This window comes from Paracoccus sp. J55 (genome assembly GCF_000513975.1).
Taxonomy (GTDB): Bacteria; Pseudomonadota; Alphaproteobacteria; order Rhodobacterales; family Rhodobacteraceae; genus Paracoccus.
In genome coordinates, this window is the sequence record NZ_AZVA01000005.1 from 30926 (window position 1) to 56080 (window position 25155).

The window sequence follows — 25155 nt, forward strand, 5'->3', positions numbered from 1 at the left end:
GCTGGGCCGGCATGCGCGACTCCGAACCGAGGTCTGCGCCGGGCCGCCGCCGCCAGAACCCGAGGACCCCCGAGGATATGCCCTTCACCATCGCCATCGACGGACCCGCCGCCTCGGGCAAGGGAACCATCGCGCGGGCGCTTGCCCGGCATTTCGGCTTCGCCCATCTGGACACCGGGCTGCTTTATCGCGCGGTCGGCGCCAAGGGCGGCGATCCGGTCGCCGCCGCCCGCGCGCTGGTCCCCGAGGACCTGGCCCGCGACGACCTGCGCAGCGCCGAGGCCGGGCAGGCCGCCAGCCGCGTCGCCGCCATCCCCGAGGTGCGCGCGGCGCTGGTCGAGTTCCAGCGCCGCTTTGCCCGCTCCGAGCCGGGCGCGGTGCTGGACGGGCGCGACATCGGCACGGTGATTTGCCCCGGGGCCGAGCTGAAGCTCTATGTCACCGCCAGCGACGAGACCCGCGCCCGCCGCCGGGCGCTGGAACTGGGCGCCGACGAGGCGCGCATCCTGGCCGAGCTGCGCGAGCGAGACGCCCGCGACGCCGCCCGCGACGTGGCGCCGATGCGCCCGGCCGAGGATGCGCTGCTGTTCGACACCACCGAGATGAGCATCGACGAGGCCGTGGCCCACGCCATCGCCCGCGCGCAGGAGGCAGGGGCCCGCGCGCAGGAGGCAAGGGCATGAACCGGCGTTTCCAGCTTTCCGATCTGCGGGTGCCGGTGATCCAGGCGCCGATGGCCGGCACGGCGACACCGCTTCTTGCCGCCGAGGTCAGCCGGGCAGGGGGGATGGGCTCGATCGGCGTGGCCGCCGCCACGGCGGCCCAGGCCGCGGCGATGATGGCCGAGACGCAGGGGCGGCTGGGCTCGGACCGCTATGGCGTCAATCTGTTCTGCCACCGCCCCGCCCAGGCCGATCCGGCGCGCGAGGCGGGCTGGCTCGACTACCTGGCGCCCGAGTTCCGCCGCTTCGGCGCCGAGCCCCCGGCCCGGATCGAGGAGATCTATCGCAGCTTCCTTGAAGATGAGGAGATGCTGCGCGCGGTGCTGGCGGCGCGGCCGGTGCTGGTCACCTTCCATTTCGGCCTGCCGCCGGCCGGGCACATCGCCGCGCTGCGCGACAGCGGCGCCACCCTGGGCGCCACCGCGACCTCTCGGGCCGAGGCGCTGGCGATCCGCGAGGCCGGGCTCGACCTGATCATCGCCCAGGGCTACCAGGCCGGGGGGCATCGCGGCATCTTCGATCCCGACGGCCCCGACGACCGGCTTGCGACCGAGGCGCTGCTGCGCGAGTTGCGCGACCTGGGCCTGCCTCTGGTCGCCGCCGGCGGCATCATGGACGGCGCCGATGCCGCGCGCTGCCTCGGGGCGGGCGCGGCCGCGGTGCAGATGGGCACCGCCTTCGTCGCCTGTCCGGAATCGGCGGCGAACGACGCCTATCGCGCCCGGCTTGCCGATGCGAAGCCGGGCGACACGGTGATGACCCGCGCCATTTCCGGCCGTCCGGCGCGCGGCCTCGCCAACCGGCTGACGGCGCTGGGCGAGGCCGAGGACGCGCCGCCGCTGCCGGATTACCCGATCACCTATGACGCGGCCAAGCGGCTGCAGGCGGTGGCTGGCGGCTCGGATTACGCGGCGCAATGGGCCGGAACCGGGGCGCCGCGCGCCCGTCCCATGCCCGCGGCCGCGCTTGTGGCGCTGCTCGAGCGCGAGATCCGGGCGCATTTCCCCGGTCTCGGCGCTTGCCAGAACGGCGAATGAGGGCTATATCGCGCCCGTCAGGGCAAGCGATGGGGCCATAACGGGCCGCTTCAACAGGGTCGGGCGTATGCCGCGACCCTTATGCGCTTATCCCTGCATCTACAAAAAGACCGGCGGAGCCAACCGCATGGCCAGCAATGATCGAAAAGGAAACTGGATCTATATGTGCGCTAAAGCGACCATGGAGGAATTCGAGGCCCTCCTGAACGAAAGCCTCGCCATCGACACGCCCGAAGAGGGCTCGGTCGTCAAGGGCAAGGTCATCGCCATCGAGGCGGGCCAGGCCATCATCGACGTCGGCTACAAGATGGAAGGCCGCGTCGATCTCAAGGAATTCGCAAATCCCGGCGAAGCCCCCGCCATCGCCATCGGCGATGAGGTCGAGGTCTATCTCGACCGCGTCGAGAACGCCCGCGGCGAGGCCAGCATCTCGCGCGAGAAAGCCCGCCGCGAAGAGGCCTGGGACCGCCTGGAGAAAGCCTATGCCGCGGAAGAGCGCGTCGAAGGCGCCATCTTCGGCCGCGTCAAGGGCGGCTTTACCGTCGACCTGGGCGGCGCCGTGGCCTTCCTGCCCGGTAGCCAGGTCGATGTCCGCCCCGTGCGCGACGCCGGCCCGCTGATGGGCCTGAAGCAGCCCTTCCAGATCCTCAAGATGGATCGCCGCCGCGGCAATATCGTCGTGTCGCGCCGCGCCATCCTGGAAGAGTCCCGCGCCGAACAGCGCGCCGAGGTCATCGCCAACCTGACCGAAGGCCAGACGGTCGAGGGCGTGGTCAAGAACATCACCGAATACGGCGCCTTCGTCGATCTGGGCGGTGTTGACGGCCTGCTGCACGTCACCGACATGGCCTGGCGCCGCGTCAACCACCCGTCCGAGATCCTGTCGATCGGCGAGACCGTCAAGGTCCAGGTCGTCAAGATCAACAAGGACACCCACCGCATCAGCCTGGGCATGAAGCAGCTGCAGGCCGATCCGTGGGATACCGTGGCCTCGAAGTTCCCGATCGGCTCGGTCCATACCGGCCGCGTGACCAACATCACCGATTACGGCGCCTTCGTGGAGCTGGAAGCCGGTGTCGAGGGCCTGGTGCACGTCTCGGAAATGAGCTGGACCAAGAAGAACGTCCATCCCGGCAAGATCGTCTCGACCTCGCAGGAAGTCGACGTTATGGTGCTGGAGATCGACGAGGCCAAGCGCCGCGTTTCGCTGGGTCTCAAGCAGACCATGCGCAACCCGTGGGAAGTCTTCGCCGAGACCCATCCGGTCGGCACCGTCATCGAGGGCGAGGTCAAGAACATCACCGAATTCGGTCTGTTCGTCGGCCTGGAAGGCGATATCGACGGCATGGTGCACCTGTCGGACATCAGCTGGGACACCCGCGGCGAGGAAGCCATCCAGGACTTCCGCAAGGGCGACGTGGTGAAGGCCGTGGTCCAGGAAGTCGACATCGAGAAGGAGCGCATCTCGCTCTCGATCAAGGCGCTGGAAAACGACGCCATGGCCGAAGCGGTCGAGGGCGTGAAGCGCGGCTCGGTCATCACCGTCACCGTGACGGCGATCGAGGACGGCGGCATCGAGGTCGAATACAACGGCATGAAGTCCTTCATCCGTCGTTCGGACCTGGCCCGCGACCGTCAGGACCAGCGCCCCGAGCGCTTCCAGGTCGGCGACCATGTCGACGTCCGCGTCACCAACATCGACACCAAGACCCGCCGCCTGGGCCTGTCGATCAAGGCGCGCGAGATCGCCGAAGAGAAGGAAGCCGTCGAACAGTATGGCAGCTCGGATTCGGGTGCCTCGCTGGGCGACATCCTGGGCGCCGCGCTCAAGGGCCGCGGCTGAGCCTCGCATCGGCCGAACCTTGCGCCCCCGGAGCGATCCGGGGGCGCTTTTCATTGCGCATTTCCGCCGACTGAACCATAAAGGCTTGAAAAACACGGCAACCAATCCGGCCGGAATGCGTTCTGACATTGAATGCCGCGATGTCTGCCCTATGATCGGGCGGCAGGAGTTTGTTGGAACACCCAGACAGGAACCGCAATGATCCGATCCGAACTGATCCAGAAAATCTCCGAGGAAAACCCGCACCTGTTCCAGCGCGACGTCGAGCGGATCGTGAACACCGTGTTCGAGGAGATCATCGACGCCATGGCCCGCGGCGACCGGGTCGAGTTGCGCGGTTTCGGCGCCTTCTCGGTCAAGAAGCGCGACGCGCGGCAGGGCCGCAATCCGCGCACCGGCGAAACCGTCAGCGTGGACGAAAAGCATGTGCCCTTCTTCAAGACCGGCAAGCTCCTGCGCGAGCGGTTGAACGGCGGCGCCGAATAGGCCAGATTGCCGGCGACAATCTCTGCGGGGTAAGGCATGCGCGCGATCCGGATCTTCTTCATCGTCATTCTGGCCATCGTGCTGATGCTGCTGGCTGCGGCGAACCGCGATCTCGTCACCATCAGCCTGATGCCGGAAAGCCTGGCCCAGTTCGCCGGCGGGCGCTGGTCGCTGACCATGCCGGCCTTTGTCGCGCTGTTCCTGGCCATGGTCTTCGGCGTGCTGGTCGGGCTGGTCTGGGAATGGCTGCGCGAATCGCATCTGCGCGCCGAATCCAGCCGCCGGGCGCATGACCTCGCGCAGCTGCAGCGCGAAGTCGGGGATCTGCGCCGCACCCATGCCGCGCCGCGCGACGACGTGCTGGCGATCCTGGACGAGGCGGCGCGCAAGCCGGCGGCGCCTGCGGGCTCGGGCTCGTCGCTGCACGCGCCGCGCTGATGCCATGGCCGTTTCCGTCAAGATCTGCGGCCTGACCGAGGCCGCCGGCCTCGCCGCGGCGGTCGGGGCCGGGGCGCGCTATGTCGGCTTCGTCTTCTTCCCGAAATCACCGCGCCATGTCCTGCCCGAGGCGGCGGCGAAGCTTGCCGCGCAGGTGCCGCTGGGCGTGGCCAAGGTGGGCCTGTTCGTGAATCCCGATGACGCGGCGCTGGATGCAGTGCTGGCCCGGGTGCCGCTGGACCTGATCCAGCTGCACGGCGCCGAGACCCCCGCCCGGGTGGCCGAGGTCAAGGCGCGCACCGGCCTGCCGGTGATGAAGGCGGTGGGCGTGGCCGAGGCGCAGGATCTGGATGCGCTCTGGGACTACGGCCTCGTGGCCGACATGCTGCTGATCGACGCCAAGCCGCCGAAGGATGGCGTGCTGCCGGGCGGCAACGGCCTTGCCTTCGACTGGCGGCTGCTGGCCGGGCGGCAGATCCTCAAGCCCTGGCTGCTCGCCGGCGGCCTGACCCCCGAGAACGTGCATGAGGCGATCCGCCTGACCCGCGCGCCGGCGGTCGATGTCTCCTCCGGCGTCGAAAGCGCCCCCGGCGTCAAGGACCCCGAGCGCATCCGCCGCTTCATCGCCCGCGCCACGGCGCCGGTCCTGTGACCGCGGCCGTCGCCTTCCGCGAGGCCCGGCGCAACGAGGTTCCCGCTGTCCTTGCGCTTCTGCGCGACGATATGCTGGGCCAGGCGCGCGAGGGCGACGAGCTCGGCCCCTATCTCGCCGCCTGGGAGGCGATGCAGAAGGAACCGGGCAACCAGTTGATCGTCGGGGTGATCGGGGACGAGGTGGTCGCCTGCTACCAGATCACCGTCATCTCCGGCCTGTCGCTCTCCGCCGCCCGCCGCGCCCAGATCGAGGGGGTGCGCGTCCGTCCCGACCTGCGCGGCCGGCGCGTCGGCGAGGCGCTGATCCGCGATGCCGAGGCGCGCGCCCGCGCCGCCGGCTGCCGGCTTCTGCAATTCACCACCAACCGCAGCCGGGCCGACGCGCATCGCTTCTACGACAGGCTCGGCTTTACCCCTTCCCATATCGGATATAAGAAACCCCTCTGACGGGCTTTCACCGTTTCCCAAATACTCATTCCGACCGCGCCGCGAGGAGAGCCATGGCCGAAGACCTCATCAACAGCTTCATGACCGGCCCGGACGAACAGGGCCGCTTCGGCATCTTCGGCGGCCGCTTCGTCAGCGAGACCTTGATGCCGCTGATCCTCGACCTCGAAGCGGAGTACGACCGCGCCAAGGACGACCCGAGCTTCTGGGCCGAAATGGACGATCTGTGGAAGCATTACGTCGGCCGCCCCAGCCCGCTCTATTTCGCCCCGCGCCTGACCGAGGAACTGGGCGGCGCGAAGATCTACCTCAAGCGCGAAGAGCTGAACCACACCGGCAGCCACAAGATCAACAACGTGCTGGGCCAGATCCTGCTGGCGCGCCGCATGGGCAAGACCCGCATCATCGCCGAGACCGGCGCCGGCCAGCACGGCGTGGCGACGGCGACGGTCTGCGCCCGCTTCGGGCTGAAATGCATCGTCTACATGGGCGCCCATGACGTCGAGCGCCAGGCGCCAAACGTCTTCCGCATGCGGCTTCTGGGCGCCGAGGTGGTGCCGGTCACTTCTGGCCGCGGCACGCTCAAGGACGCGATGAACGACGCGCTGCGCGACTGGGTGACGAACGTGCGCGATACCTTCTATTGCATCGGCACGGTGGCCGGCCCGCATCCCTATCCGGCCATGGTGCGCGACTTCCAATGCATCATCGGCCGCGAGACCCGCCGGCAACTGGCCGAGCAGGAGGGCGAAGGGCGGCTGCCCGACAGCGTGGTCGCGGCGATCGGCGGCGGCTCGAACGCCATGGGCCTGTTCCACCCCTTCCTCGACGATCCCTCGGTGCGCATCATCGGCGTCGAGGCCGGCGGCAAGGGCGTCGACGCGCGCATGCAGCATTGCGCCAGCCTGACCGGCGGCCGCCCCGGCGTGCTGCACGGAAACCGCACCTATCTCCTGCAGGACGACGAGGGGCAGATCCTGGAAGGCCATTCGATCAGCGCCGGGCTCGACTATCCCGGCATCGGCCCGGAACATGCCTGGCTCAAGGAGCAGGGCCGCGCCGAATATGTCAGCGTGACCGATGACGAGGCGCTGGCGGCCTTCCAGACCCTCTGCCGGCTGGAAGGCATCATCCCGGCGCTGGAGCCCAGCCATGCGCTGGCCCATGTCGTCAAGATCGCGCCCGAATTGCCCAAGGATCACATCATGGTGGTGAACCTGTCGGGCCGCGGCGACAAGGACATCTTCACCGTCGCCAAGCATCTCGGCGTCGACATCCGCACCTGAGGGCGAAAGGCGCGCGCTATCGCGCGCCGCGCGCCTCGGCCACCAGTTCGGCCAGGTCCTCCTTGCCCAGATAGCCGAACACCGCCCGGTCCCCGGCGATGAAGCTGGGCGTGCCGACCAGCCCGATCTCGTCGGCCAGTTTCAGCGAGCGCTCGATCCTCTGCGTGATCTCGGGCGCCTGCATGTCGCGCTGCAGCCGCGCCACGTCCAGCCCGACCTCGCGGGCGACGCGCAGCACCGAGGCCTTCTCGGCCTTGCCGCGCATCGCCATCAGGGCCCGGTGAAACTCGGGATACTTGCCCTGCGCCTGCGCGGCCAGCGCCGCCTCGGCGGCAAAGCGCGAGCCCTCGCCGAAGATCGGGATCTCATGCACCACCAGCCGCACGCCCGGATCCGCTTGCAGCAGCGCTGCCACCTCCGGCGCGCTCTTGCGGCAAAAGCCGCAATTGTAATCCGAGAACTCGACCAGCACCGTATCGCCCCGCTCATTGCCCATCACCGGCAGGCCGGGGCCGTTGAACACCGCTTCCTTGATTGCCGCGACCTCGGGCCCGCCGTGATCCTGCGCCTGAACCGGCACCAGGGGCAGGGCGCAAAGCAGCGCCAGGACGATTGCGGCAAGGGGGCGGCGCATGGCAGGAATCCTTTGCTGTGACCCGACTTGAAAGCCATCGTCAGGCCCCAGGTCAAGCCGCAGCACATGACAATCCCGTGGGAGGGCAACATGGAGCCAGACCTGTTCGGAACCCGCCGCGACGAGCCCCTCGGTCCCGGCGCCATGATCCTGCGCGGCTTCGCGCCCGACCCGGCTCTCCTCGATGATGTCGCGCGCATCGCCGGGCTCTCGCCCTTCCGCCAGATGCAGACCCCCGGCGGGCGCAGGATCGGCGTCGAGATGACGAATTGCGGCGCGCTCGGCTGGGTCAGCGACCGCCGCGGCTATCGCTACGAACCGCGCGACCCGCTGACCGGCCGGCCCTGGCCCGAGATGCCGCCGCGCTTCCGGCAATTGGCGGAAGAAGCCGCCGCCCGGGCCGGCTTCCCCGGCTTCCGGCCCGATGCCTGCCTGATCAACCGCTATCGGCCGGGGGTAAGGATGGGCCTGCACCAGGACCGCGACGAGGCCGACATGGCCGCGCCCATCGTCTCGGTCTCGCTGGGCCTGCCGGCGACCTTCCAGTTCGGCGGGCCGCAGCGCGGCGACCCGGTGGCGAAGCACGCGCTGACCCACGGCGACGTGGTGGTCTGGGGCGGCCCGGCGCGGCTGAACTGGCACGGCATCCTGACCCTGAAGCCGGGGGAGCACCCGCTGACCGGCGCCGCCCGCATCAACCTGACCTTCCGCCGCGCCCGCTGACACGCCCGCTGACCGGCCTTCTCGGTTTTCCAAATACCCCGGGGGGAGCCGCGCAGCGGCGGGGGGCAGAGCCCCCTTACTTCCAGATCGGCGCGTGCCGGTTCACGTCCTTGTAAAGCAGATAGCGGAAATTCCCCGGCCCGCCGGCATAGCAGCATTGCGGGCAGAAGGCGCGCAGCCACATGAAGTCGCCGGGGCCGACCTCGACCCAGTCGCGGTTCAGCCGATAGACCGCCTTGCCCTCGATCACGAACAGCCCGTGCTCCATCACATGCGTCTCGGCGAAGGGGATCGAGCCGCCCGGCTCGAAGGTCACGATGGTGATATGCATGTCGTGGCGCAGGTCCGCCGGATCCATGAAGCGGGTGGTGGCCCAGCTGTCATTGGTGTCCGGCATCGGGATCGGGGCGATGTCGCGCTCGTTGGCGATGATCACCTCGGGCTTTTCCAGCCCTTCCACCGGCTGCCAGCGCTTGCGCCACCAGTGGAAGCGCGAGGTCGCATCGCCGTTCCGGACCGACCAGGCCATGCCGGCCGGGATATAGGCGAAGCCGCCGGGCTCCAGCTCATGCGCCTGGCCGTCGATGGTCAGGCTCAGCGCGCCTTCGGTGACGAAGATCGCCGCCTGCACGCCCGCATCGTCCTCGGGCCGGTCCGAGCCGCCCTGCGGCTGCAATTCGACGATATACTGGCTGAAGGTCTCGGCGAAGCCCGAGAGCGGCCGGGCGATCATCCACATCCGCATCCCCGTCCAGCCCGGCAGGAAGCTGGTGACGATGTCGCGCATCGTGCTGGCGGGAATGACGGCATAGGCCTCGGTGAAGATGGCGGTGTCGGTGGACAGGTCGGTCTGCGGCGGCAGGCCGGCGAAGGGCCCGGCATAGGTCGGGGTCTTGGCGGTCATTTCAGGTCTCCGTTGCGCCGGGATCGCACTGGCCCGGTCCGTCTGTGGCGGTTCCCGCCCGCCATGGCGGCAGGCGGGCGGCGGGGCTCAGGCGTCGCCCAGGATCTGCTGCAGGCGCAGCGCGCCGATGCGGCTGACCTGGCGCTCGGCCTCGGCGCGCTCGGTGGCGGTGTCGTTGTCGATGCGCCGGCGCATCGCGGCCATGATCCCCGGCTTGTCGTGGTCGCGCACCGCGATGATGAAGGGGAAGCCGTGCTTTTCCACATAAGCCGTGTTCAGCCGGTCGAACTCGGCGCGCTCGGCATCGGTCAGGCTGTCGAGGCCCGCGCTGGCCTGCTCGGCGGTGCTGTCGGCGGTCAGGCGCTTGGCCGCGGCCAGCTTGCCGGCCAGGTCCGGGTGCGCCCGCAGCACGCCCAGCCGCTCCTCGTCCGAGGCGCTGCGGAACACCTGCGCCATGCGCGCCGCCAGCCCGGCCGGAGTGTCGTGGATGGCGCCCATCTCGCCTTCCCAGACCCGCTCGGCGATCCAGGGCGAATGCTCGTAGACGCCGCCGAATGTCTCGACGAATTCCGCGCGCTCCATCTGCGAGGGGCGCTGCTTCGGCTGGTAGGGATGCGTCCTGGCCCAATGCCGCGCGATGTCGAGCCGGGTGGCGAACCAGACGCCCTCATGCTTGCGGGCGTGTTCGATGAATTTCTGCACCGCGATGGCGCGGCCCGGACGGCCGGCCAGGCGGCAATGCAGCCCGATGGACATCATCTTCGGCGCCCCGGCCTCGCCCTCGGCATAGAGCACGTCGAAACTGTCGCGCAGGTAGTCGAAGAACTCGACCCCGGTGCCGAAGCCCTGGCCGGAGGAGAAGCGCATGTCGTTGGCGTCCATGGTATAGGGCACCATCAGCTGCGGCTTGCCGTTATGGACATGCCAATAGGGCAGGTCGTCGGCGATGGTGTCGGCCAGGTATTCGAAGCCGCCCTCCTCGCAGCCCAGGGCCACGGTGTTCATCGAGGTGCGGCCCTGGTAGAAGCCGCGCGGCCGCTCGCCGGTGACGCGGGTGTGCAGTTCGATGGCGCGGGCGATATGCTCGGCCTCGACCTCGCGCGGGATATCGCGGTAGTCGATCCATTTCAGGCCGTGGGTGGCGATCTCCCAGCCGGCCTCCTGCATGGCGGCGACCTGCTCGGGCGCGCGCTCGAGCGCGGTGGCGACGCCGTAGATGGTCACCGGCACGTCCTTCAGCAGCCGGTGCAGGCGCCAGAAGCCCGCGCGCGCGCCGTAGTCGTAGATCGATTCCATGTTCCAGTGCCGCTGGCCCGGCCAGGGCTGGCAGCCGATGATCTCGGACAGGAAGGCTTCCGAGGCGGCGTCGCCATGCTCGATGCTGTTCTCGCCGCCTTCCTCGTAATTGATGACGATCTGCACCGCGATCCGGGCGTTCCCGGGCCATTTGGGGTCCGGCGTCCGTGCCCCGTAACCGATCATGTCGCGGCTGTATCGCATCGCTTGCTTCCCTTTCCCTTTTCTGGCTCACTAGCACTCATCACCCTGCCGCCCATTCAGGCAACCCGCGAATTGCCATAAACAGAACCAAGATTTTCTTGAAAATCCCTGTTTATAAACATCTCGTTGAAACTCTGTCGCTATACCTTGCATTCTCGTTGAAGATGCCCGGGCATATTCTGGCCAGCACGGCGGGCGAACCGCCAATTGGGAGGAACCATGCCAGACAAGCAATCCGGCCTGACGGCCAGCGGCGCCAGCATCAGTCCAGGGGAAGGAACCGTGCTAGACAAGCAATTCGGCCTGACGGCCCATGGCACCAGCATCAGGACGGAGGTGATCGCGGGGATCACCACCTTCCTGACCATGGCCTATATCATCTTCGTGAACCCCGAGATCCTGTCCTCGACCGGCATGGACCGCAATGCGGTCTTCGTCGCGACCTGCCTTGCCGCGGCGCTGGGATCGGCGATCATGGCGCTTTGGGCCAACTGGCCCATCGGCATGGCGCCGGGCATGGGGCTGAACGCCTTCTTCGCCTTCACCGTGGTCGGCACGCTGGGCTTCACCTGGCAGCAGGCGCTGGGGGCGGTGTTCATCTCGGGCCTGATATTCCTGTTCCTGTCGGTGACCGGCATCCGGCGCTGGCTGATCGCGGGCATTCCCACATCCATGCGCAGCGCCATCGCCGCCGGGATCGGCATGTTCCTGGGGCTGATCGCGCTGAAGAACGCGGGCATCGTGGTGGACAATCCGGCGACGCTGGTTGGCCTGGGCGACCTGACCCAGACCGGCACGCTGCTGGCCATCGTCGGCTTCTTCATCATCGCGGCGCTGGACGCGCTGAAGGTGCGCGGCTCGATCCTGATCGGCATCCTGGTCATCACGGTGGTGTCCATTGCCATCGGCGCCAGCCCCTTCGGCGGGGTGATCTCGATGCCGCCCTCGATCGCGCCGACCTTCCTGCAGCTCGACGTGGCGGGGGCGCTGACCGTGGGCATCTTCCACGTCATCCTGGTCATGGTGCTGGTCGAGGTCTTCGACGCCACCGGCACGCTGATCGGCGTGGCCAAGCGCGCCGGGTTGCTGACCGAGGGGCCGACCCATACCAACAAGAACCTCGGCCGGGCGCTGATGGCGGATTCGACGGCGATCCTGGCCGGCTCGATGCTGGGCACCAGCTCGACCACCGCCTATGTCGAAAGCGCCTCGGGCGTGCAGGCGGGCGGGCGCACCGGGCTGACGGCGCTGGTCGTCGCGGGGCTGTTCCTGCTGGCGGTGTTCTTCGCGCCGCTGGCCGGCTCGGTCCCGGCCTATGCCACCGCGCCGGCGCTGCTTTACGTCGCCTGCCTGATGGTGCGGGAGTTCGAGGAAATCCAGTGGAGCGACGTGACCGAAAGCGCGCCGGCGGTGCTGACGGCGCTGATGATGCCCTTTACCTATTCCATCGCCAACGGGCTTGCCTTCGGCTTCGTCAGCTACGCCGCGATCAAGCTGGCGACCGGGCGCGCGCGCGAGGTGCATGCCGCGACCTGGGTGGTGGCGGCGCTGTTCGTCATCCGCTTCGCCTTCTTCATGGAGTGAGCGCGGCTGCCGGGGGGCTGTCTGCCCCCCGGACCCCCCGAGGATATTTCGGCAAGAAAGAAAGGGCCCGCCGGAAAGGCGGGCCCATTGCTTTGGGGTTGGAGGGTCCCGGCCGGCATCGGAAGGCGCCGCGCAGGGGATGCGCGGAACAGGCTGGGGCGGCAGGGGCCGGGTTCCCGCAGATCGACGGCCTGGCGTGAAGGGTCCGGTCGGCTCGGGGCTGGCGGGTCTCTCTAGCCCCTCAAGCTGCGCCACAGGCTCAGCGCCGCGTCGGAAAGGTCGCCCAGCCGCGCCAGCACATGTTCGCGACCAATCCCGGGTCCGGTCTTAGCACGGTCCAGCCGGCGCAGCAGCCGCATGATGCGGCGGCGGTGGATGCCGGCGGCCGTCTGGATCGGATCGGCGGCCAGCCCGGCAAAGGTGGTCAGGACCGAGGCCAGCATGGCCAGCACCGTGCCGGTCAGCAGCAGGTCCAGGGTGGAAAGCTCGCGCGGGAAGGCGCCGTACCACATCCGCCCGGCCCAGCTTCCCAGCGCGAAATTCTCGATCGCCTGCGCCTGTGCCCGCAGATGCGCGATCGGCCCGGCCAGCGAGATCACCCCGGGGGTCGCGCGGTGGAACAGCAGCAGCCCCGAGAGCAGGACCAGCAGCGAGGTGGTGATCTCGGAGACCGCGTTGCGGGTCTCGGCATAGTCCGAGACGGCGCGGGCCACGGTCTCGGGCGGCGCCCTTGGGGCCAGGCCCTTTGCCGCCAGATCGTCGAGGAAGCCGGCCAGATCCGCCTCGATCCGCTGGGCCACGTCGGATTTCAGGAAGATCTGCCGGCGCGACAGCCATTCGCCCGCCCGGACCAGCCCGATTCGCCGCAACAGCGGCGCGACCAGCCGCACCAGCAGGAACAGCGGCGACAGCATGACGTTGACCGGCGCGCGCAGCAGGTCGAGGCCGAGGGCGTGGCGATGCAGCGCCAGCGTGCCGCGCAGCCCGTAGCGGGCGCGGACGAAGCGGCGCACCTCGGTCTCGCGCCGGGTCAGCGGGCGGGTGTCGGCGGGCTGCATCGCGGCTCCGGTCGGCGGGGTTTCCCCTTATCTAGGTGCGGCCGCGCCCGCGCTCAATGCCTAGATCAGCGCCACCAGTCCCAGGCCGAGGGTCGAGATGAACAGCCAGGCCAGCGCGCCGAGCGCCAGCGGCCGGATGCCCTTGGCCCGCAGCTTGCGGATGTCGGTTTCCAGCCCCATCGCCGCCAGCGCCATGGTCAGCAGGAAGGCGGTCAGGCCGACGACCTCGGCCTGCAGCGCCTCGGGCAGGGGCAGGGCGCTGTTCAGCAGCACCACCGCGACGAAGCCGAGCACGAACCAGGGCGTCGGCGCCGCGCCATGCGCGGCCTTGCCGCCCCGGCGGGCCAGCGCGCCCAGCACCAGGATCAGCGGCGCCAGCATGATCACCCGGCTGAGCTTGGCGACGGTGGCGGCCTGCCCGGCCTCGGCCCCGTGCTGGAAACCGGCGCCGACCACCTGCGCCACCTCGTGCACGGTGGCGCCGACCCAGATGCCGTAATGCGCCGGCCCCAGCGCCATCATCTCGCCCAGCAGCGGCATGGCCAGCATCGAGAGCGAGCCGAAGACCGTCACGCAGGCGATGGCATAGGCCACGTCCTCGTCCGAGCCGCGGGTGACGGTGTTGGTGGCGATCACCGCCGAGGCGCCGCAGACCGAGGTGCCGGCCGCGATCAGTTCGGCCAGCCGCGCCTCGACCCCCAGCGCCCGCCCGGCCCATCTGGTGAACAGGAAGGTCGCGGCCAGCGTCACCGAGATCACCGCCAGCCCCGGCAGGCCCACCGCGCGCAGCTGCTCCAGCGTCAGCTGGAAGCCCAGCAGCACGATGGCAAGGCGCAGCACCCGGCGCAGCGAGAAGGCGATGCCCGGCCGCGCCGCCGCGGGCGTGCCGAAGAGGTTGCGCAGCGCCATGCCCAGCACCATCGCCACCACCAGCGGGCTGAGCGCCGGGATGCCCGAGAGCCGCTGCACCGCCGTCGCGGCGACCGCGATGGCGAGGGTCAGCCCCAGTCCCGGCAGGGTGGCGCCCAGCCAGCCGGCGACGGCAAGAGAATTTTGCTGGCCCTGGTCGGTCGAGGACATGATCGTGCTCCTTTGCCTTTGGGGTGGAACATGGTCCTGAAACGACGTTCAATCCATCGCATTGTATTTGCCATACCGTTCGGTTTTTCTTATGAGTGGTGCATGACCCTGGAACAGCTCCGCATCTTCCTGGCCGTGGCCGAGCGCCAGCATGTCACCCGCGCGGCCGAGGCGCTGAACCTGACGCAATCGGCGGTCAGCGCGGCCGTCTCGGCGCTGGAGGCGCGGCATGGCGTGCGGCTTTTCGACCGGGTGGGGCGGCGCATCGTGCTGACCGAGACGGGCGAGGCCTTCATGGCCGAGGCCCGGGCCGTGCTGGACCGGGCCGAGACCGCCGAGATGGTGCTGGAGGATCTGGCGCGCGAGCCGCGCGGCCGGCTGCGGGTCCATGCCAGCCAGACCGTCGCCAGCTACTGGCTGCCGCCGCGGTTGGTGGCCCTGCGCGAGATGCATCCGGGAATCGAGCTGCGCCTGACGGTCAGCAACACCACCCAGGTCGCCGATGCGGTGCAGGAGGGCGGCGCCGATCTGGGGTTGGTCGAAGGGGCGGTGGCGCATGGCGAGCTGCACCGGCAGGTGGTGGCGCGCGACCGGCTGGTGCTGGTCATGGGCGCCGCGCATCCCTGGGCCGGGCGCGAGGCGCTGCCGCCGGCCGAGCTTGCCACGCAAGGCTGGGTGCTGCGCGAGCCGGGTTCGGGCACGCGGTCGGAATTCGAGACCTGGCTGGGCGGGCAGGGGCTTTCCGTCTCCGCGCTGCCGCTGGCGCTGGAGCTGCCCTCGAACGAGGCGGTGCTGGGCGCGGTCGCCTCCAGCCGGTGTCTTGCGGTGCTGTCGCAGCGCGCGGTGGCGCGGCCGGCCGCCTCGGGCTGGATCCGCACCCTGCCGCTGCCGGGGGCCGAGCGGCCGTTCTCGTTGCTGACCAATCCGCGGCGCCACCGCACACGGGCCGCGCAGGCGCTGATCGGCATCCTGACCGACGAAGGCTTCACGACCGGGCTGCCCTGACATGAAAGGGCCTGCGCCATCGGGAGGGAAGGCGCAGGCCGTCTTCTCGGCGGGGCGACCGGGTCCGTCGCGCTGGTCCCGGCCGATCCGCGAGGGACCTCGTTACCCGTGCTGCGGCTGCGACATGGGCGCATCCTCGTCCAGCACGTCCAGGGTCGGCATGTCCTCGCCGTCGAGGATGCGGCGGGCGCGGTCGCGGTCGATATCGCCCACCCAAGAGGCGACGACCACGGTGGCCACGCAATTGCCCAGATAGTTCCCCAGCGCCCGGGCGATGCCCATGAACCAGTCCACCGACAGCACCAGCACCAGCCCGATGGCGGGAATGGCCGGGATCGCGGCCAGCGTCGCGGCCAGGATCACGATGGCCGAGCCCGGCACCCCGTGCGCGCCCTTCGACGTCACCAGCGCCACGCCCAGGATGGCCAGCAGGTCGGTGGTGGACAGCGGCGTGTTGGTCGCCTGGGCGATGAACACCGCCGCCAGCGTCAGATAGATCGAGAAGGCGTCGAGGTTGAAGGAATAGCCGGTCGGCACCACCAGGCCCACGGTCGAGTCCTTGATGCCCAGATGCTCCAGCTTGCGCATGGTCTGCGGCAGCACCGCGTCGCTGCTGGCGGTGCCGGCGACGATGCCGACCTCGGTGCGCATGTAGCGCAGCAGCTTGATGATGCTGAAGCCCGACAGCCGCAGCACGAAGCCCAGCACCACGAAGACGAAGATGGCGATGGTGACGTAGAACAGCCCGACCAGATAGCCCAGCTGCGCCAGCGAGCCGATGCCGTATTGCCCGACGGTGAAGGCGATGGCGCCGAACACGCCCAGCGGCGCCAGCCGGACGATGAAATACATGACCTTGAAGGTGACGTCACCCGTCAGCTCGATCATGTGCAGCAGCGGCTTGCCGCGTTCGCCCACCAGCGACAGGGCGCAGCCGAACAGGATCGCGACCAGCAGCACCTGCAGGATGTCGCCCTGGGCGAAGCCGCTGATCATCGTGGTCGGGATCAGCTTCATCAGGAAGTCGACGGTGCCGCCGCTGGTGACTTCATGCGCGCGGTCCACATAGGCCGACAGCGCCGAGGCATCGAGCTGGCTCACGTCGATGTTCATGCCGTGGCCGGGGCCGAACAGATAGGCGACCGCGATGCCCAAGGCCAGGGCGATGGTGGTGATGATCTCGAAATAGATGATGGCGCGCACGCCGACCTTGCCGACCTTCTTCAGATCGCCCGCGCCGGCGATGCCATGCACCACGACGCAGAACACGATGACGGGGATCAGCATCTTGATGAGCTTGATGAACCCGTCCCCCAGCGGCTTCATCTTGGCGGCGAATTCCGGCGCGAAGAAGCCGGCGAGGACCCCCAGCACCAGCGCCACGCAAACCTGTCCAAACAAGGACCTGGACCAATTCGGCATGTGTTTCCGTTCCTCCCTGTGACGGAAGGGGCGGGCCGCGGCCCGGCGCGCTTCCGGATGCGTCTCCTCTCGCATCGGCGGCGCGCGGTCGCGGCTGACCCCTCATGCCAAGATTGTTGGCGAATGTTGCATCCGTGTCTAATATCGATTTACCGCTGATCTATACGGTGATGCTATGAGAATGCGCCAGCTCCGCTGCTTCGTCGTCCTGGCCGAAGAGCTGAACTTCACCCGCGCCGCCCGGCGACTGAACATGTCGCAGCCGCCGCTGAGCACGCAAATCCAGACACTTGAGCGCGAGGTGGGCGCGGAACTCATCCACCGCACCAGCCGCAAGGTGGCGCTGACGCGGGCCGGCGCGCTGTTTCTGCCCAGGGCGCGCAACATGCTGGACCAGTATGAGCGCAGCCTGCAGGAGATCCGCGAAATCCAGCAGGGCCAGGACGGTTTGCTGGAAATCGGGGCAACCGGCTCGATCCTGCGCGGGGGCCTCTCCGAGCTTCTGGCGCATTTCTCCCGGCTGCATCCGCGAATCACCCTGCGCGTCCACGAACAGACCCCGGCCACGCAGATCACCGAGGTGCTGAGCCGGCGCACCGATGTCAGCTTCAACCGTTCGGTGCCGCGCGACGAGGAGCTGGCCCATGAATACGGCTGGCGCGAGGAGATGGTGGCGCTGGTGCGCAGCGACCACCGGCTGGCCGGGCGCACCTGCGTCTCGATCGACGACCTGCGCGAGGACCAGCATGTCGTGCTGCGCCCCGACAGTTCCGATTTCGCCGCCTATGTCATGGCCTGCATCGTCGCCTCGGGCTATCGGCCCCGGGTCTCGCAGCAGGTGGTGGACGCGCAGTCGATCCCCAGCCTGATCGTCGCGGGCTTCGGGGTCAGCATCGTGCCCGCGGGCATCGCCAGGCTGACGGCGGGACCGCTGACCTTCCTGCCGATCCGCCCCGATCCGCCGATCTCCGAGGTTTATATCGTCTATCACCATCGCGACCCGGTGCCGGCGCTGCAGCTGTTCCTGGCCGAGATCCGCCGCAGCCTGGGCCACGATCCCGCCGGGCCTCGGCGCTAGAGGCTCGACCCGGCGGGCGCCGCGCGGCATCATCGCGGCAGGAGGTGCCCGATGACCCTGATGCTGCGCATGCTGCGCAAGCTGGCGCAGATGAACCGGCTGGCCAATGCCCGGCTGCATCGCGCCTGCGCCGCCCTGCCGCCCGGCGCCTATGAGGCGCCGCGCCCGTCCTTCTTCGGCTCGATCCGCGCCACGCTGAACCATATCCTGCTGGTTGACCGCTTCTATATCGACGCGCTGGAGGGCCGGCCGCTTGATGAGGCCGCGCTGGCCGAGTCGCGGGATTGCCCCGACCTGGCACGGCTGATCGAATGGCAGGTGCGGATGGACGACCGCCTGCTGGCGCTGGTCGCGGCGCTGACGCCGGACGCCCTGGCGGAAATCGTGGCGGTGGACCGGGGCGCCCGCGTCCAGCACGACCGCCGCGACGACCTGCTGTCGCATCTGTTCCAGCACCAGACCCATCACCGCGGGCAGGTGCATGGCCTGCTGTCGCAGGCCGGCACGGTCCCGCCGCAGCTGGACGAATTCATCGTCGGCGACGATGCGGCGGTGCGGGCCGAGGACATGGCGCGGCTCGGCTGGACCGAGGATCAGCTGATGCGGCCCTAGTTTCGCTTTGACTTGCGGGCCGGGACAGGATAGGCGGGCGGCTTGGCTCCGCGTTCCGGGCCGGCGGGCCGTTGGGAGGGCCCGGCCGCAAAGGGGAATGGTGCCTTTCACCGGATGCGCCCCCGCATCCCCTTTCTGGCGAAGAAGATGAACGAACATGATATTGCCGCGCCTCTGGCCGCGGCGCTGGCGGCCAAGGGCTATGCCAGCCTGACTTCCGTGCAAGAGGCCGCCCTGGCCCCCGAGGCGCGGGGCCGCGACGTGCTGGTCTCGGCGCAGACCGGCTCGGGCAAGACCGTGGCCTTCGGGCTGGCCATGGCCGGCGACATCCTCGACGGCGACAGCCTGCCCGAGGCGGGCCGGCCGCTGGCGCTGGCCATTGCGCCGACGCGCGAGCTGGCCTTGCAGGTGGCGCGCGAGCTGGGCTGGCTTTACGAGCAGGCGGGCGCGCGCATCGCCACCTGCGTCGGCGGCATGGACTATCGCACCGAGCGCCGGGCGCTGGAGCGCGGGGCGCATATCGTCGTCGGCACCCCCGGCCGGTTGCGCGACCATATCGAGCGCGGCTCGCTGGACCTGACCGGCCTGCGCGCCTGCGTGCTGGACGAGGCGGACGAGATGCTGGATCTGGGCTTCCGCGAGGATCTGGAATTCATCCTGGGCTCGGCGCCGGCCGAACGGCGCACGCTGCTCTTTTCTGCCACCGTGCCGCCGGCCATCGAGGCGCTGGCCCGCGATTTCCAGCGCGACGCGCTGCGCATCCAGGCGATGGGCGAGGCGCGCCAGCACGGCGACATCGAATATCGCGCCCTGTCGGTGACCACCCGCGACCGCGAGCACGCGATCTTCAACACCCTGCGCTATTACGAGGCCAGCCGGGCGATCATCTTCTGCAAGACCCGCGCCAATGTGAACCACCTGCTGGCGCGCATGGGCAATCGCGGCTTCAAGGTCGTGGCGCTGTCGGGCGAACTGTCCCAGCAGGAACGCAGCCATGCCCTGCAAGCCCTGCGCGACGGAAGGGCGCGGGTCTGCATCGCCACCGACGTGGCGGCGCGCGGCATCGACCTGCCGGGGCTGGAACTGGTGATCCATGCCGACCTGCCGACCAATCCCGACACGCTGCTGCACCGTTCCGGCCGCACCGGCCGGGCGGGCGCCAAGGGCACCTCGGTGCTGATCGTGCCCTCGGCGGAATACAAGCGGGCGCAGCGGCTCTTGCAGCGCGCCAAGCTGGTCGCGGACTGGGGCAAGGCGCCCTCGGCCGACGAGGTGCAGGCCCGCGACGACGAACGCATGCTGGATCATCCGGCACTGGCCGATGCGCCGGGCGAGGAGGCGGGGCTGGCTGCCGCGCTGCTCGACCGCTTCGGCGCGGAACGGGTCGCATCGGCCTTCGTGCGGCTGTGGCGCGAGGGGCGCCCGGCGCCCGAGGAGCTGTCGGAAAGCGTGGGCCCTGCGCCTTCTGCGCCGCGCGAACGGGGCGAGTTCGGCCCGGCGGTCTGGTTCCTGCTCTCGGTCGGTCATTCCGGCCGGGCCGAGGCGCGCTGGCTGCTGCCCAAGATCTGCGAGGCGGGCAACATCACCCGCGACGCCATCGGCGCGATCCGGGTCAAGACCGAGCAGACCTTCGTGCAGATCGCCGCCGCCGTCGCGCCGAATTTCGGCGAGCGGATCGAGCTGGAGCCCGGCCTGACCATGCGCCGGATCGAGGGCGAGCCGGTTTTCGAGACTGCCGCCGGGCGCGACAAGCGGCCCGGTCGGCACGAGTATTTGCAAAACGGTGAAACGGCAGGGGCGGCGTCCCCCGCGCGCGAGAAGAAACCCCATCGCGGCCAGGCGCCGCGCCCCGCGCGGCCCGAAACGCCGGAGCCGCGCTTCGAGGACAGGCCGAAGGCCGAGCCGAAGCCCAAGCCGGCCCGGCGTCCGGCGCTGCTGGACCCGGAGGCGGTGAAGCCGCGCGCCGCCCGTCCCGCGCCCGTCCGCGAGTCCGCGCCGGAAGCCGAACCGGCGGAAGCGCCGCGCAAGGCCCGCTGGAGCAGCGAGAAGAAGCAGGCGCAGAAGACCGCCGCGCCGAAGCCCGGCCCGCGTGCGGGCCTGAAATCGGCGGGCTTCAAGTCGCATGGCGCGTTGCGCGACGGCCGGCCGGTCGGGGGCGAGGGCGCCGAGGCGCGGCCGAAACGCGCCGCGGGCTTCAAGTCGCACAAGGCCGCGGGCGGCTGGCAGGGCAAGGGCGGCGACAAGCCGTTTCGCACCGGGCCGAAAACCGGCAAGCGTTAACGCGCGGTCAACGCGCCGTCGCCAGCGCCAGCCCGTCCACCACGGCGGTGAAGGCGCCGGCGCGCAGAAGCTGCGCGCCGGGGCAAAGCCGCAGCGCCTCGTCGGCGACCAGGCCCATCAGGCTGGAGCCGCCGACCAGGATGATGCTGCCGACCTGATCCGGCGCGATGCCCGCCAGCCGCAGCGTCTCGGCGGCGGCGCCGTGAAGCTCGGCGCGATGGCCCGCCAGCGCCGCGTCGAGCGAGGCGGGCGAGATCGCCGGCGCCAGCCCCGGCGCGACGAATCCCATGGCGATCTGCGCGCCCTCGCCGGCATTGGCGGTGATCTTGCCGCGCTCGACCGCGAAGGCCAGCTCGTGGCCCAGTTCCTCGTCCAGCACCGTCACAAGGCGGTCCATGGCGGCGCGGTCCACCGCCATGCGGGCCATCCCGGCGGCCATGCGCCGCGTCTCGGGCACATAGAGGAAGGGGATCTTCGCCCAGGTCGCCAGGTCGACATAGATCGCATTCGGCACCGGCAGCAGCCCCGGCCCCATGGCGCGGCGCAGTTCGCCGCCATGACCCAGCGCCGGCATCGCATGGCTGAGCGAGACCTGCTGGTCGAAATCCGTGCCGCCCAGCCGGATGCCGTGATTGGCGAGGATGTCCAGCCCGTCGCCCCGGCTGCGGAAGGCCGAGAAATCCGAGGTGCCGCCGCCGATATCGACGATCAGCCCGATCTCGTCCGGCCGGCCAAGGCCGTGGCTGGCCAGCGCCGCCGCCTCGGGTTCCGGCAGGAAGGTGACCTCGTCGAAACCCGCCGCCAGATAGCAGCCGCGCAGGTCGGCCTGGGCCTGCGCGTCGCGCGCCGGGTCGTTCGAGTGGAAATGCACCGGCCGGCCGGAAAGCGCCCGGCGGAAGCGGCGTCCGGCCGCCGTCTCGGCCCGCTCGCGCAGGGTGGCGAGGAAGGCGGCGACGATCTCGGAGAGGGTGCGGCGCTTGCCGGCGATCAGCCGCGATTCGTGGAACAGGCCGGTCCCGAGCACGCTTTTCAGCGCCCGCATGTAGCGGCCCTCGTCGCCCGCGATCAGCGCCTCGGCCGCCGCCGCGCCGATGCGCATGGCGCCGCCGCGGGCCGAGAAGAACACGGCGGTGGGCAGGGTCTCGGCCCCCGGCTCGATGGCGAGGCGCCGCGGCCGTCCGTCCTGCAGGATCGCCGCGGCCGAGTTCGAGGTTCCGAAGTCGATGGCGAGCATGTCGTTTGGCATTTCCTGCGCCTTCTTTTCGCAAAGCCCGGGCTGGTAGCCTGTCCGGCGGCGCGGCGCAAGCCGGGGTCAGAGCAGGCCGGCCAGCGCCCGCGCCCCGGCAAGCCCGGCCGACAGCGCCATGACCCCCAGCGCCAGCCCGCGATAATGCCGCGGGTCGAGCCGGCTGAACAGCTGCCCGCCGACCCAGGTGCCCGAGACCAGCAGCGGCAGCAGCGCCAGGCTGAGCCCCAGCGTGCGCAGCTCCACCGCACCGGCGACGGCCAGCCCCGGCAGGGTGATCAGCGCCGAGACGAAGAAGAAGATCATCATCGAGGCCCGCGCCCGCGCGGCCGGGGTGCCGCTGGCGACGAAATAGGCCACGGCGGGCGGACCGGGCATGGCGGCGAGGCTGCCGAACAGGCCCGACAGCGCCCCGGCCGCCAGCGCCACGCCGGGGCCCGGGGCCACGCGGCGATGCGGCTGGCGCAGCATCATGCCCAGCCCGGCCAGCGAGGTCGCCGCGATGGCGAGCCGCCCGGCATCGGGATCGAACAGCGCCAGCGCCGCGATGCCGAAGGGCATGCCCAGCAGCGAGCCCAGCGACAGCCGCAGCACCTCGGCCCGGTCATAGCTGCCGTGCAGATGCATGAGGTCGCGAAAGCCGACCATCACCTGCAGCAGGATGGTGCTGGCCACCGCCATGCGCGGCTCGACGATCAGCGACATCAGCGGCACCGCCGCCAGGGCGAAGCCGAAGCCGGTCAGGCCGCGCAGGATGGCTGCGCCGAAGACGGCCGCGGCGATGGGCAGGAACCAGAGCAGCATGATCTCTTGCAGGCAGGTGAGGCGTCCCCGGGCCCGGGCGGCAAGGGAACGCGCCTGCCTTATCCGGCAGGCTGCCTGGCGTCCAGACCCGGCCCGGCCTGCGCCCGCCCGCCGTGGCCTGCGGGGAACGGCCGGGATCCCCGGCCCGTTCCCCCGGCGATCAGGCGCGCTGCGCCCGCCAGTGGTCGATGCCGGCCTGCGCCACCGCCTGGTCCTGCGCCGGCGTGCCGGACGAGACGCCGATGCCGCCGACGGTCTGGCCGTCATGCTCGACCGGCAGCCCGCCGCCCACCACCATCAGCCGGCCGCCGATGGCCGAGGAAATCCCCCAGGCCGGTGCGCCGGGCTGGCTGGCGGCGCCGTATTCATGGGTGGCCTTGCGCGCCGCGGCAGCGGTGAAGGCCTTGTCGATGGCGATGGTCGCCGATGTCACCTTGCCGCCATCCATGCGCGAAAAGGCCAGAAGCTGGCCGCTTTCGTCGGTGACGGCGATGCACATGGGCACGCCGATCTCGCGGGCATGGGCCTCGGCGCCGGCGATCAGCAGGCGTGCGTCCGCCTGGTCCAGTCGGGTGATGGTCAGCATGGTTTTCCTCCTCCTTGTTGAAATCGTTCACTCGGCCGGTGCGGCGTCAGCGCCTCGGGGGGCGGGATGGCGCAGGGCGCCGCGATAGCTTGCCGGCGACAGGCGCAGCGTCAGCCCGCCGACCGCCAGCACCGCGGCCAGATGCAGCGCCCAGCCGGGGGGGAAGCTGCCGGTCAGATCGTGCAGCAGCGCCAGGATCCAGGGCGGGATCGCCGCCAGCAGGAAGCCGCCGCCCTGCATCAGCGCCGCCAGCGCGCCGGCCTGCGCCGGGTCGGGCAGGTGGTCCAGCGCCACGATCATCATCAGCGAGAAACAGCCCCCGAGCCCGGCGCCCAGCAGGAAGGCGATCGCATGCGGGGCCGCTTCGGGGCGCAGGGCCAGCATGGCGAAACCCAGCAGCTGCAGGGCGATGCAGCCGCCCAGCCAGGGCCGGCGGTCGCTGCCGCGGCTGGCCAGGACCGGCGTGGCCAGGGCCGAGACGGCCTGTCCGACCGCCAGCACCGCCAGCAGCCCGCCGCTGGCGCCGGCCGGCCAGCCGAGATCCTGGAAGGCGGGCGCAAGCCAGGCCACCGAGGATGAATAGCCGCCGTTGATCAGCCCGAAACAGGCCATGAGCAGCCAGACTCGCGGCAGGCGCAGCCAGCGGCCCAGCCCCGCCCTGCCGCCGGCCTCTCGGGTGCGGGTCTCGCGCGGCAGGGCCAGCGCCACCAGCAGCGCGGTCAGGGCGGCGGGCAGGGCCAGCCAGCCAAGCGCCAGCCGCCAGCTTCCCGACCATGCGGCGATCAGCGGCGCGGCCTGCGCGCCGAAGGCGCCGCCGCCCATCATCATCGCGGCGTAAAGCCCCATGGCCAGGTTGATGCCGCGCGGGAATTCGCGCTTGATGATGGTCGGGAACACCGCCTGCACCACCGCCGCGCCCAGGCCCAGCAGCACGGCCGAGCCCAGCATCTCCAGCGCCGAATGCGCCGCCAGCCGCAGGCCCGAGCCGAGGCTCAGCACCATCAGCGCCAGCACGGTGGCGCGTTTCGCGCCCAGCCGCGCCTGGATCGCCGGTCCGAAAAAGGCGCCCGCCCCCATCAGCAGGACCGGCAGCAGGGTCAGCAGCGACAGGCCCTGCATGGACAGGCCGGTCTCGGCCGAAATCGGCGCCGCGACGGGGCCGACCCCGGTCAGGAAGGGCCGCAGCGCCAGCCCGACCATGGCCACCACGGCCAGCATCAGCGGCCGCGCCGCCCGGCCCGGCATGGTCACGCCCGGCCCTGCCGCGCCTTCCACTCGGCGTAAAGGTCGCCGGCGCCCTGCGGACGCACCGGCAGATGGCGGATTGTCATCGCCTGCTGGGCCAGCGGCTTCGCCAGCTCCTCGTAAAGCGCGGCGGTGGACAGGCCGAAGGGCGCGCCCTCCTGGTTCGAATAGGCGAAATGCACCTCGGTCACGCCGGCCAGCCGCATGGCGGCCAGGCACATCGGGCAGGGCTGGCCGCTGGCATAGATCGCGCAGCCCGAAAGATCGGGCGAGCCCAGCCGCAGCGCGGCGGCGCGCAGGGCCACCAGCTCGGCATGGGCCGTCGGGTCATGGGTGGCGACAGTCTCGTTGACGCCGGTCGCCAGCACCTCGCCGCCCCGCACCACAACCGCGCCAAAGGGGCGCCCGCCGGCCTGCACGTTGCGATGCGCCAGCATCACCGCCTGTTCCAGATAATGCCTTGCCTGATCGGACATCGCCC

The 25155-nt window shown here is 70.3% G+C and carries 25 protein-coding genes; 14 read left to right on the forward strand and 11 right to left on the reverse strand.

Annotated elements, in window-relative coordinates:
• Positions 1 to 11: 11 nt before the first annotated feature.
• The 8 genes from PARJ55_RS0106550 to trpB all read left to right on the forward strand — a co-directional run bounded on the left by PARJ55_RS0106550 (position 12) and on the right by trpB (position 6913).
• Positions 12 to 683 (forward strand): d(CMP) kinase, encoded by a 672-nt coding sequence (locus PARJ55_RS0106550; protein WP_156929435.1) that lies wholly within the window; start codon positions 12 to 14, stop codon positions 681 to 683.
• Positions 680 to 1759: a nitronate monooxygenase family protein gene (locus tag PARJ55_RS0106555; protein ID WP_028712300.1), complete on the forward strand. Its 1080-nt coding sequence runs from the start codon at positions 680 to 682 to the stop codon at positions 1757 to 1759. Before PARJ55_RS0106550 ends, PARJ55_RS0106555 begins: the two co-directional genes overlap by 4 nt.
• Before the next feature lie 163 nt (positions 1760 to 1922).
• Positions 1923 to 3602 carry a 30S ribosomal protein S1 gene (gene rpsA, locus PARJ55_RS0106560; RefSeq protein ID WP_028712301.1) on the forward strand — a complete coding sequence of 560 codons (1680 nt, stop codon included), beginning with the start codon at positions 1923 to 1925 and terminating at the stop codon, positions 3600 to 3602.
• A gap of 198 nt (positions 3603 to 3800) precedes the next feature.
• On the forward strand, positions 3801 to 4088 hold the full coding sequence (gene ihfB, locus PARJ55_RS0106565) for an integration host factor subunit beta (protein WP_028712302.1): 288 nt from the start codon (positions 3801 to 3803) through the stop codon (positions 4086 to 4088).
• A 36-nt stretch (positions 4089 to 4124) separates the two neighbouring features.
• Entirely contained in the window at positions 4125 to 4526 is a 402-nt protein-coding gene (locus PARJ55_RS0106570; protein WP_028712303.1) for a LapA family protein, read from the forward strand.
• Between the two features lie 4 nt (positions 4527 to 4530).
• Positions 4531 to 5178: a phosphoribosylanthranilate isomerase gene (locus tag PARJ55_RS0106575; RefSeq protein WP_028712304.1), complete on the forward strand. Its 648-nt coding sequence runs from the start codon at positions 4531 to 4533 to the stop codon at positions 5176 to 5178.
• On the forward strand, positions 5175 to 5627 hold the full coding sequence (locus PARJ55_RS0106580) for a GNAT family N-acetyltransferase (RefSeq protein WP_028712305.1): 453 nt from the start codon (positions 5175 to 5177) through the stop codon (positions 5625 to 5627). The genes PARJ55_RS0106575 and PARJ55_RS0106580 overlap by 4 nt, the downstream gene beginning before the upstream one ends.
• 53 nt (positions 5628 to 5680) lie before the next feature.
• On the forward strand, positions 5681 to 6913 hold the full coding sequence (trpB, locus tag PARJ55_RS0106585) for a tryptophan synthase subunit beta (RefSeq protein WP_028712306.1): 1233 nt from the start codon (positions 5681 to 5683) through the stop codon (positions 6911 to 6913).
• A 16-nt stretch (positions 6914 to 6929) separates the two neighbouring features.
• Here the strand turns inward: trpB and PARJ55_RS0106590 are convergent, their stop codons facing one another.
• Positions 6930 to 7547: a DsbA family protein gene (locus PARJ55_RS0106590; protein ID WP_028712307.1), complete on the reverse strand. Its 618-nt coding sequence runs from the start codon at positions 7545 to 7547 to the stop codon at positions 6930 to 6932.
• Positions 7548 to 7637: 90 nt separating this feature from the next.
• On the opposite strand from PARJ55_RS0106590, the gene alkB reads away from it, so the two are divergent.
• Positions 7638 to 8270: a DNA oxidative demethylase AlkB gene (alkB, locus tag PARJ55_RS0106595; RefSeq protein ID WP_028712308.1), complete on the forward strand. Its 633-nt coding sequence runs from the start codon at positions 7638 to 7640 to the stop codon at positions 8268 to 8270.
• Positions 8271 to 8346: 76 nt separating this feature from the next.
• Here the strand turns inward: alkB and PARJ55_RS0106600 are convergent, their stop codons facing one another.
• Entirely contained in the window at positions 8347 to 9174 is an 828-nt protein-coding gene (locus PARJ55_RS0106600) for a bifunctional allantoicase/(S)-ureidoglycine aminohydrolase (RefSeq protein WP_028712309.1), read from the reverse strand.
• 87 nt (positions 9175 to 9261) lie between these two features.
• Positions 9262 to 10674, reverse strand: coding sequence for an allantoinase PuuE (gene puuE / locus PARJ55_RS0106605; RefSeq protein ID WP_028712310.1), 1413 nt, complete (start codon positions 10672 to 10674; stop codon positions 9262 to 9264).
• Positions 10675 to 10893: 219 nt separating this feature from the next.
• Between puuE and PARJ55_RS0106610 the strand changes: the two genes are divergently transcribed.
• Entirely contained in the window at positions 10894 to 12258 is a 1365-nt protein-coding gene (locus PARJ55_RS0106610) for an NCS2 family permease (protein WP_198019322.1), read from the forward strand.
• A 233-nt stretch (positions 12259 to 12491) separates the two neighbouring features.
• Here PARJ55_RS0106610 and PARJ55_RS0106615 read toward each other — a convergent pair whose 3' ends face one another.
• Positions 12492 to 13316 (reverse strand): DUF6635 family protein, encoded by an 825-nt coding sequence (locus PARJ55_RS0106615; protein WP_028712312.1) that lies wholly within the window; start codon positions 13314 to 13316, stop codon positions 12492 to 12494.
• 60 nt (positions 13317 to 13376) lie between these two features.
• Entirely contained in the window at positions 13377 to 14396 is a 1020-nt protein-coding gene (locus PARJ55_RS0106620; protein WP_028712313.1) for a YeiH family protein, read from the reverse strand.
• A gap of 102 nt (positions 14397 to 14498) precedes the next feature.
• On the opposite strand from PARJ55_RS0106620, the gene PARJ55_RS0106625 reads away from it, so the two are divergent.
• Positions 14499 to 15401 carry a LysR family transcriptional regulator gene (locus PARJ55_RS0106625; RefSeq protein WP_028712314.1) on the forward strand — a complete coding sequence of 301 codons (903 nt, stop codon included), beginning with the start codon at positions 14499 to 14501 and terminating at the stop codon, positions 15399 to 15401.
• A 102-nt stretch (positions 15402 to 15503) separates the two neighbouring features.
• On the opposite strand, the gene PARJ55_RS0106630 is transcribed toward PARJ55_RS0106625, so the two are convergent.
• On the reverse strand, positions 15504 to 16823 hold the full coding sequence (locus tag PARJ55_RS0106630) for a C4-dicarboxylate transporter DctA (protein WP_028712315.1): 1320 nt from the start codon (positions 16821 to 16823) through the stop codon (positions 15504 to 15506).
• A 181-nt stretch (positions 16824 to 17004) separates the two neighbouring features.
• On the opposite strand from PARJ55_RS0106630, the gene PARJ55_RS0106635 reads away from it, so the two are divergent.
• From PARJ55_RS0106635 to PARJ55_RS0106645, 3 genes are all read left to right on the forward strand, one after another.
• Positions 17005 to 17901: a LysR family transcriptional regulator gene (locus PARJ55_RS0106635; protein WP_051416174.1), complete on the forward strand. Its 897-nt coding sequence runs from the start codon at positions 17005 to 17007 to the stop codon at positions 17899 to 17901.
• A 51-nt stretch (positions 17902 to 17952) separates the two neighbouring features.
• A complete protein-coding gene (locus PARJ55_RS0106640) occupies positions 17953 to 18513 on the forward strand; it encodes a DinB family protein (RefSeq protein ID WP_028712317.1) in 561 nt (186 codons plus the stop codon).
• A gap of 147 nt (positions 18514 to 18660) precedes the next feature.
• On the forward strand, positions 18661 to 20793 hold the full coding sequence (locus tag PARJ55_RS0106645; protein ID WP_036698106.1) for a DEAD/DEAH box helicase: 2133 nt from the start codon (positions 18661 to 18663) through the stop codon (positions 20791 to 20793).
• 7 nt (positions 20794 to 20800) lie between these two features.
• Here PARJ55_RS0106645 and PARJ55_RS0106650 read toward each other — a convergent pair whose 3' ends face one another.
• From PARJ55_RS0106650 to PARJ55_RS0106670, 5 genes are all read right to left on the reverse strand, one after another.
• Positions 20801 to 22039, reverse strand: a complete 1239-nt coding sequence (locus PARJ55_RS0106650) for an Hsp70 family protein (protein WP_028712319.1) — start codon at positions 22037 to 22039, stop codon at positions 20801 to 20803.
• A gap of 66 nt (positions 22040 to 22105) precedes the next feature.
• Complete coding sequence (locus tag PARJ55_RS0106655) at positions 22106 to 22843, reverse strand: sulfite exporter TauE/SafE family protein (protein ID WP_028712320.1); 738 nt, start codon at positions 22841 to 22843, stop codon at positions 22106 to 22108.
• A 160-nt stretch (positions 22844 to 23003) separates the two neighbouring features.
• Positions 23004 to 23429, reverse strand: coding sequence for a heme-binding protein (locus PARJ55_RS0106660; protein WP_028712321.1), 426 nt, complete (start codon positions 23427 to 23429; stop codon positions 23004 to 23006).
• A gap of 27 nt (positions 23430 to 23456) precedes the next feature.
• Complete coding sequence (locus tag PARJ55_RS0106665; RefSeq protein ID WP_028712322.1) at positions 23457 to 24674, reverse strand: MFS transporter; 1218 nt, start codon at positions 24672 to 24674, stop codon at positions 23457 to 23459.
• Positions 24675 to 24676: 2 nt separating this feature from the next.
• Positions 24677 to 25150, reverse strand: a complete 474-nt coding sequence (locus PARJ55_RS0106670) for a nucleoside deaminase (protein ID WP_028712323.1) — start codon at positions 25148 to 25150, stop codon at positions 24677 to 24679.
• Positions 25151 to 25155: the final 5 nt, after the last annotated feature.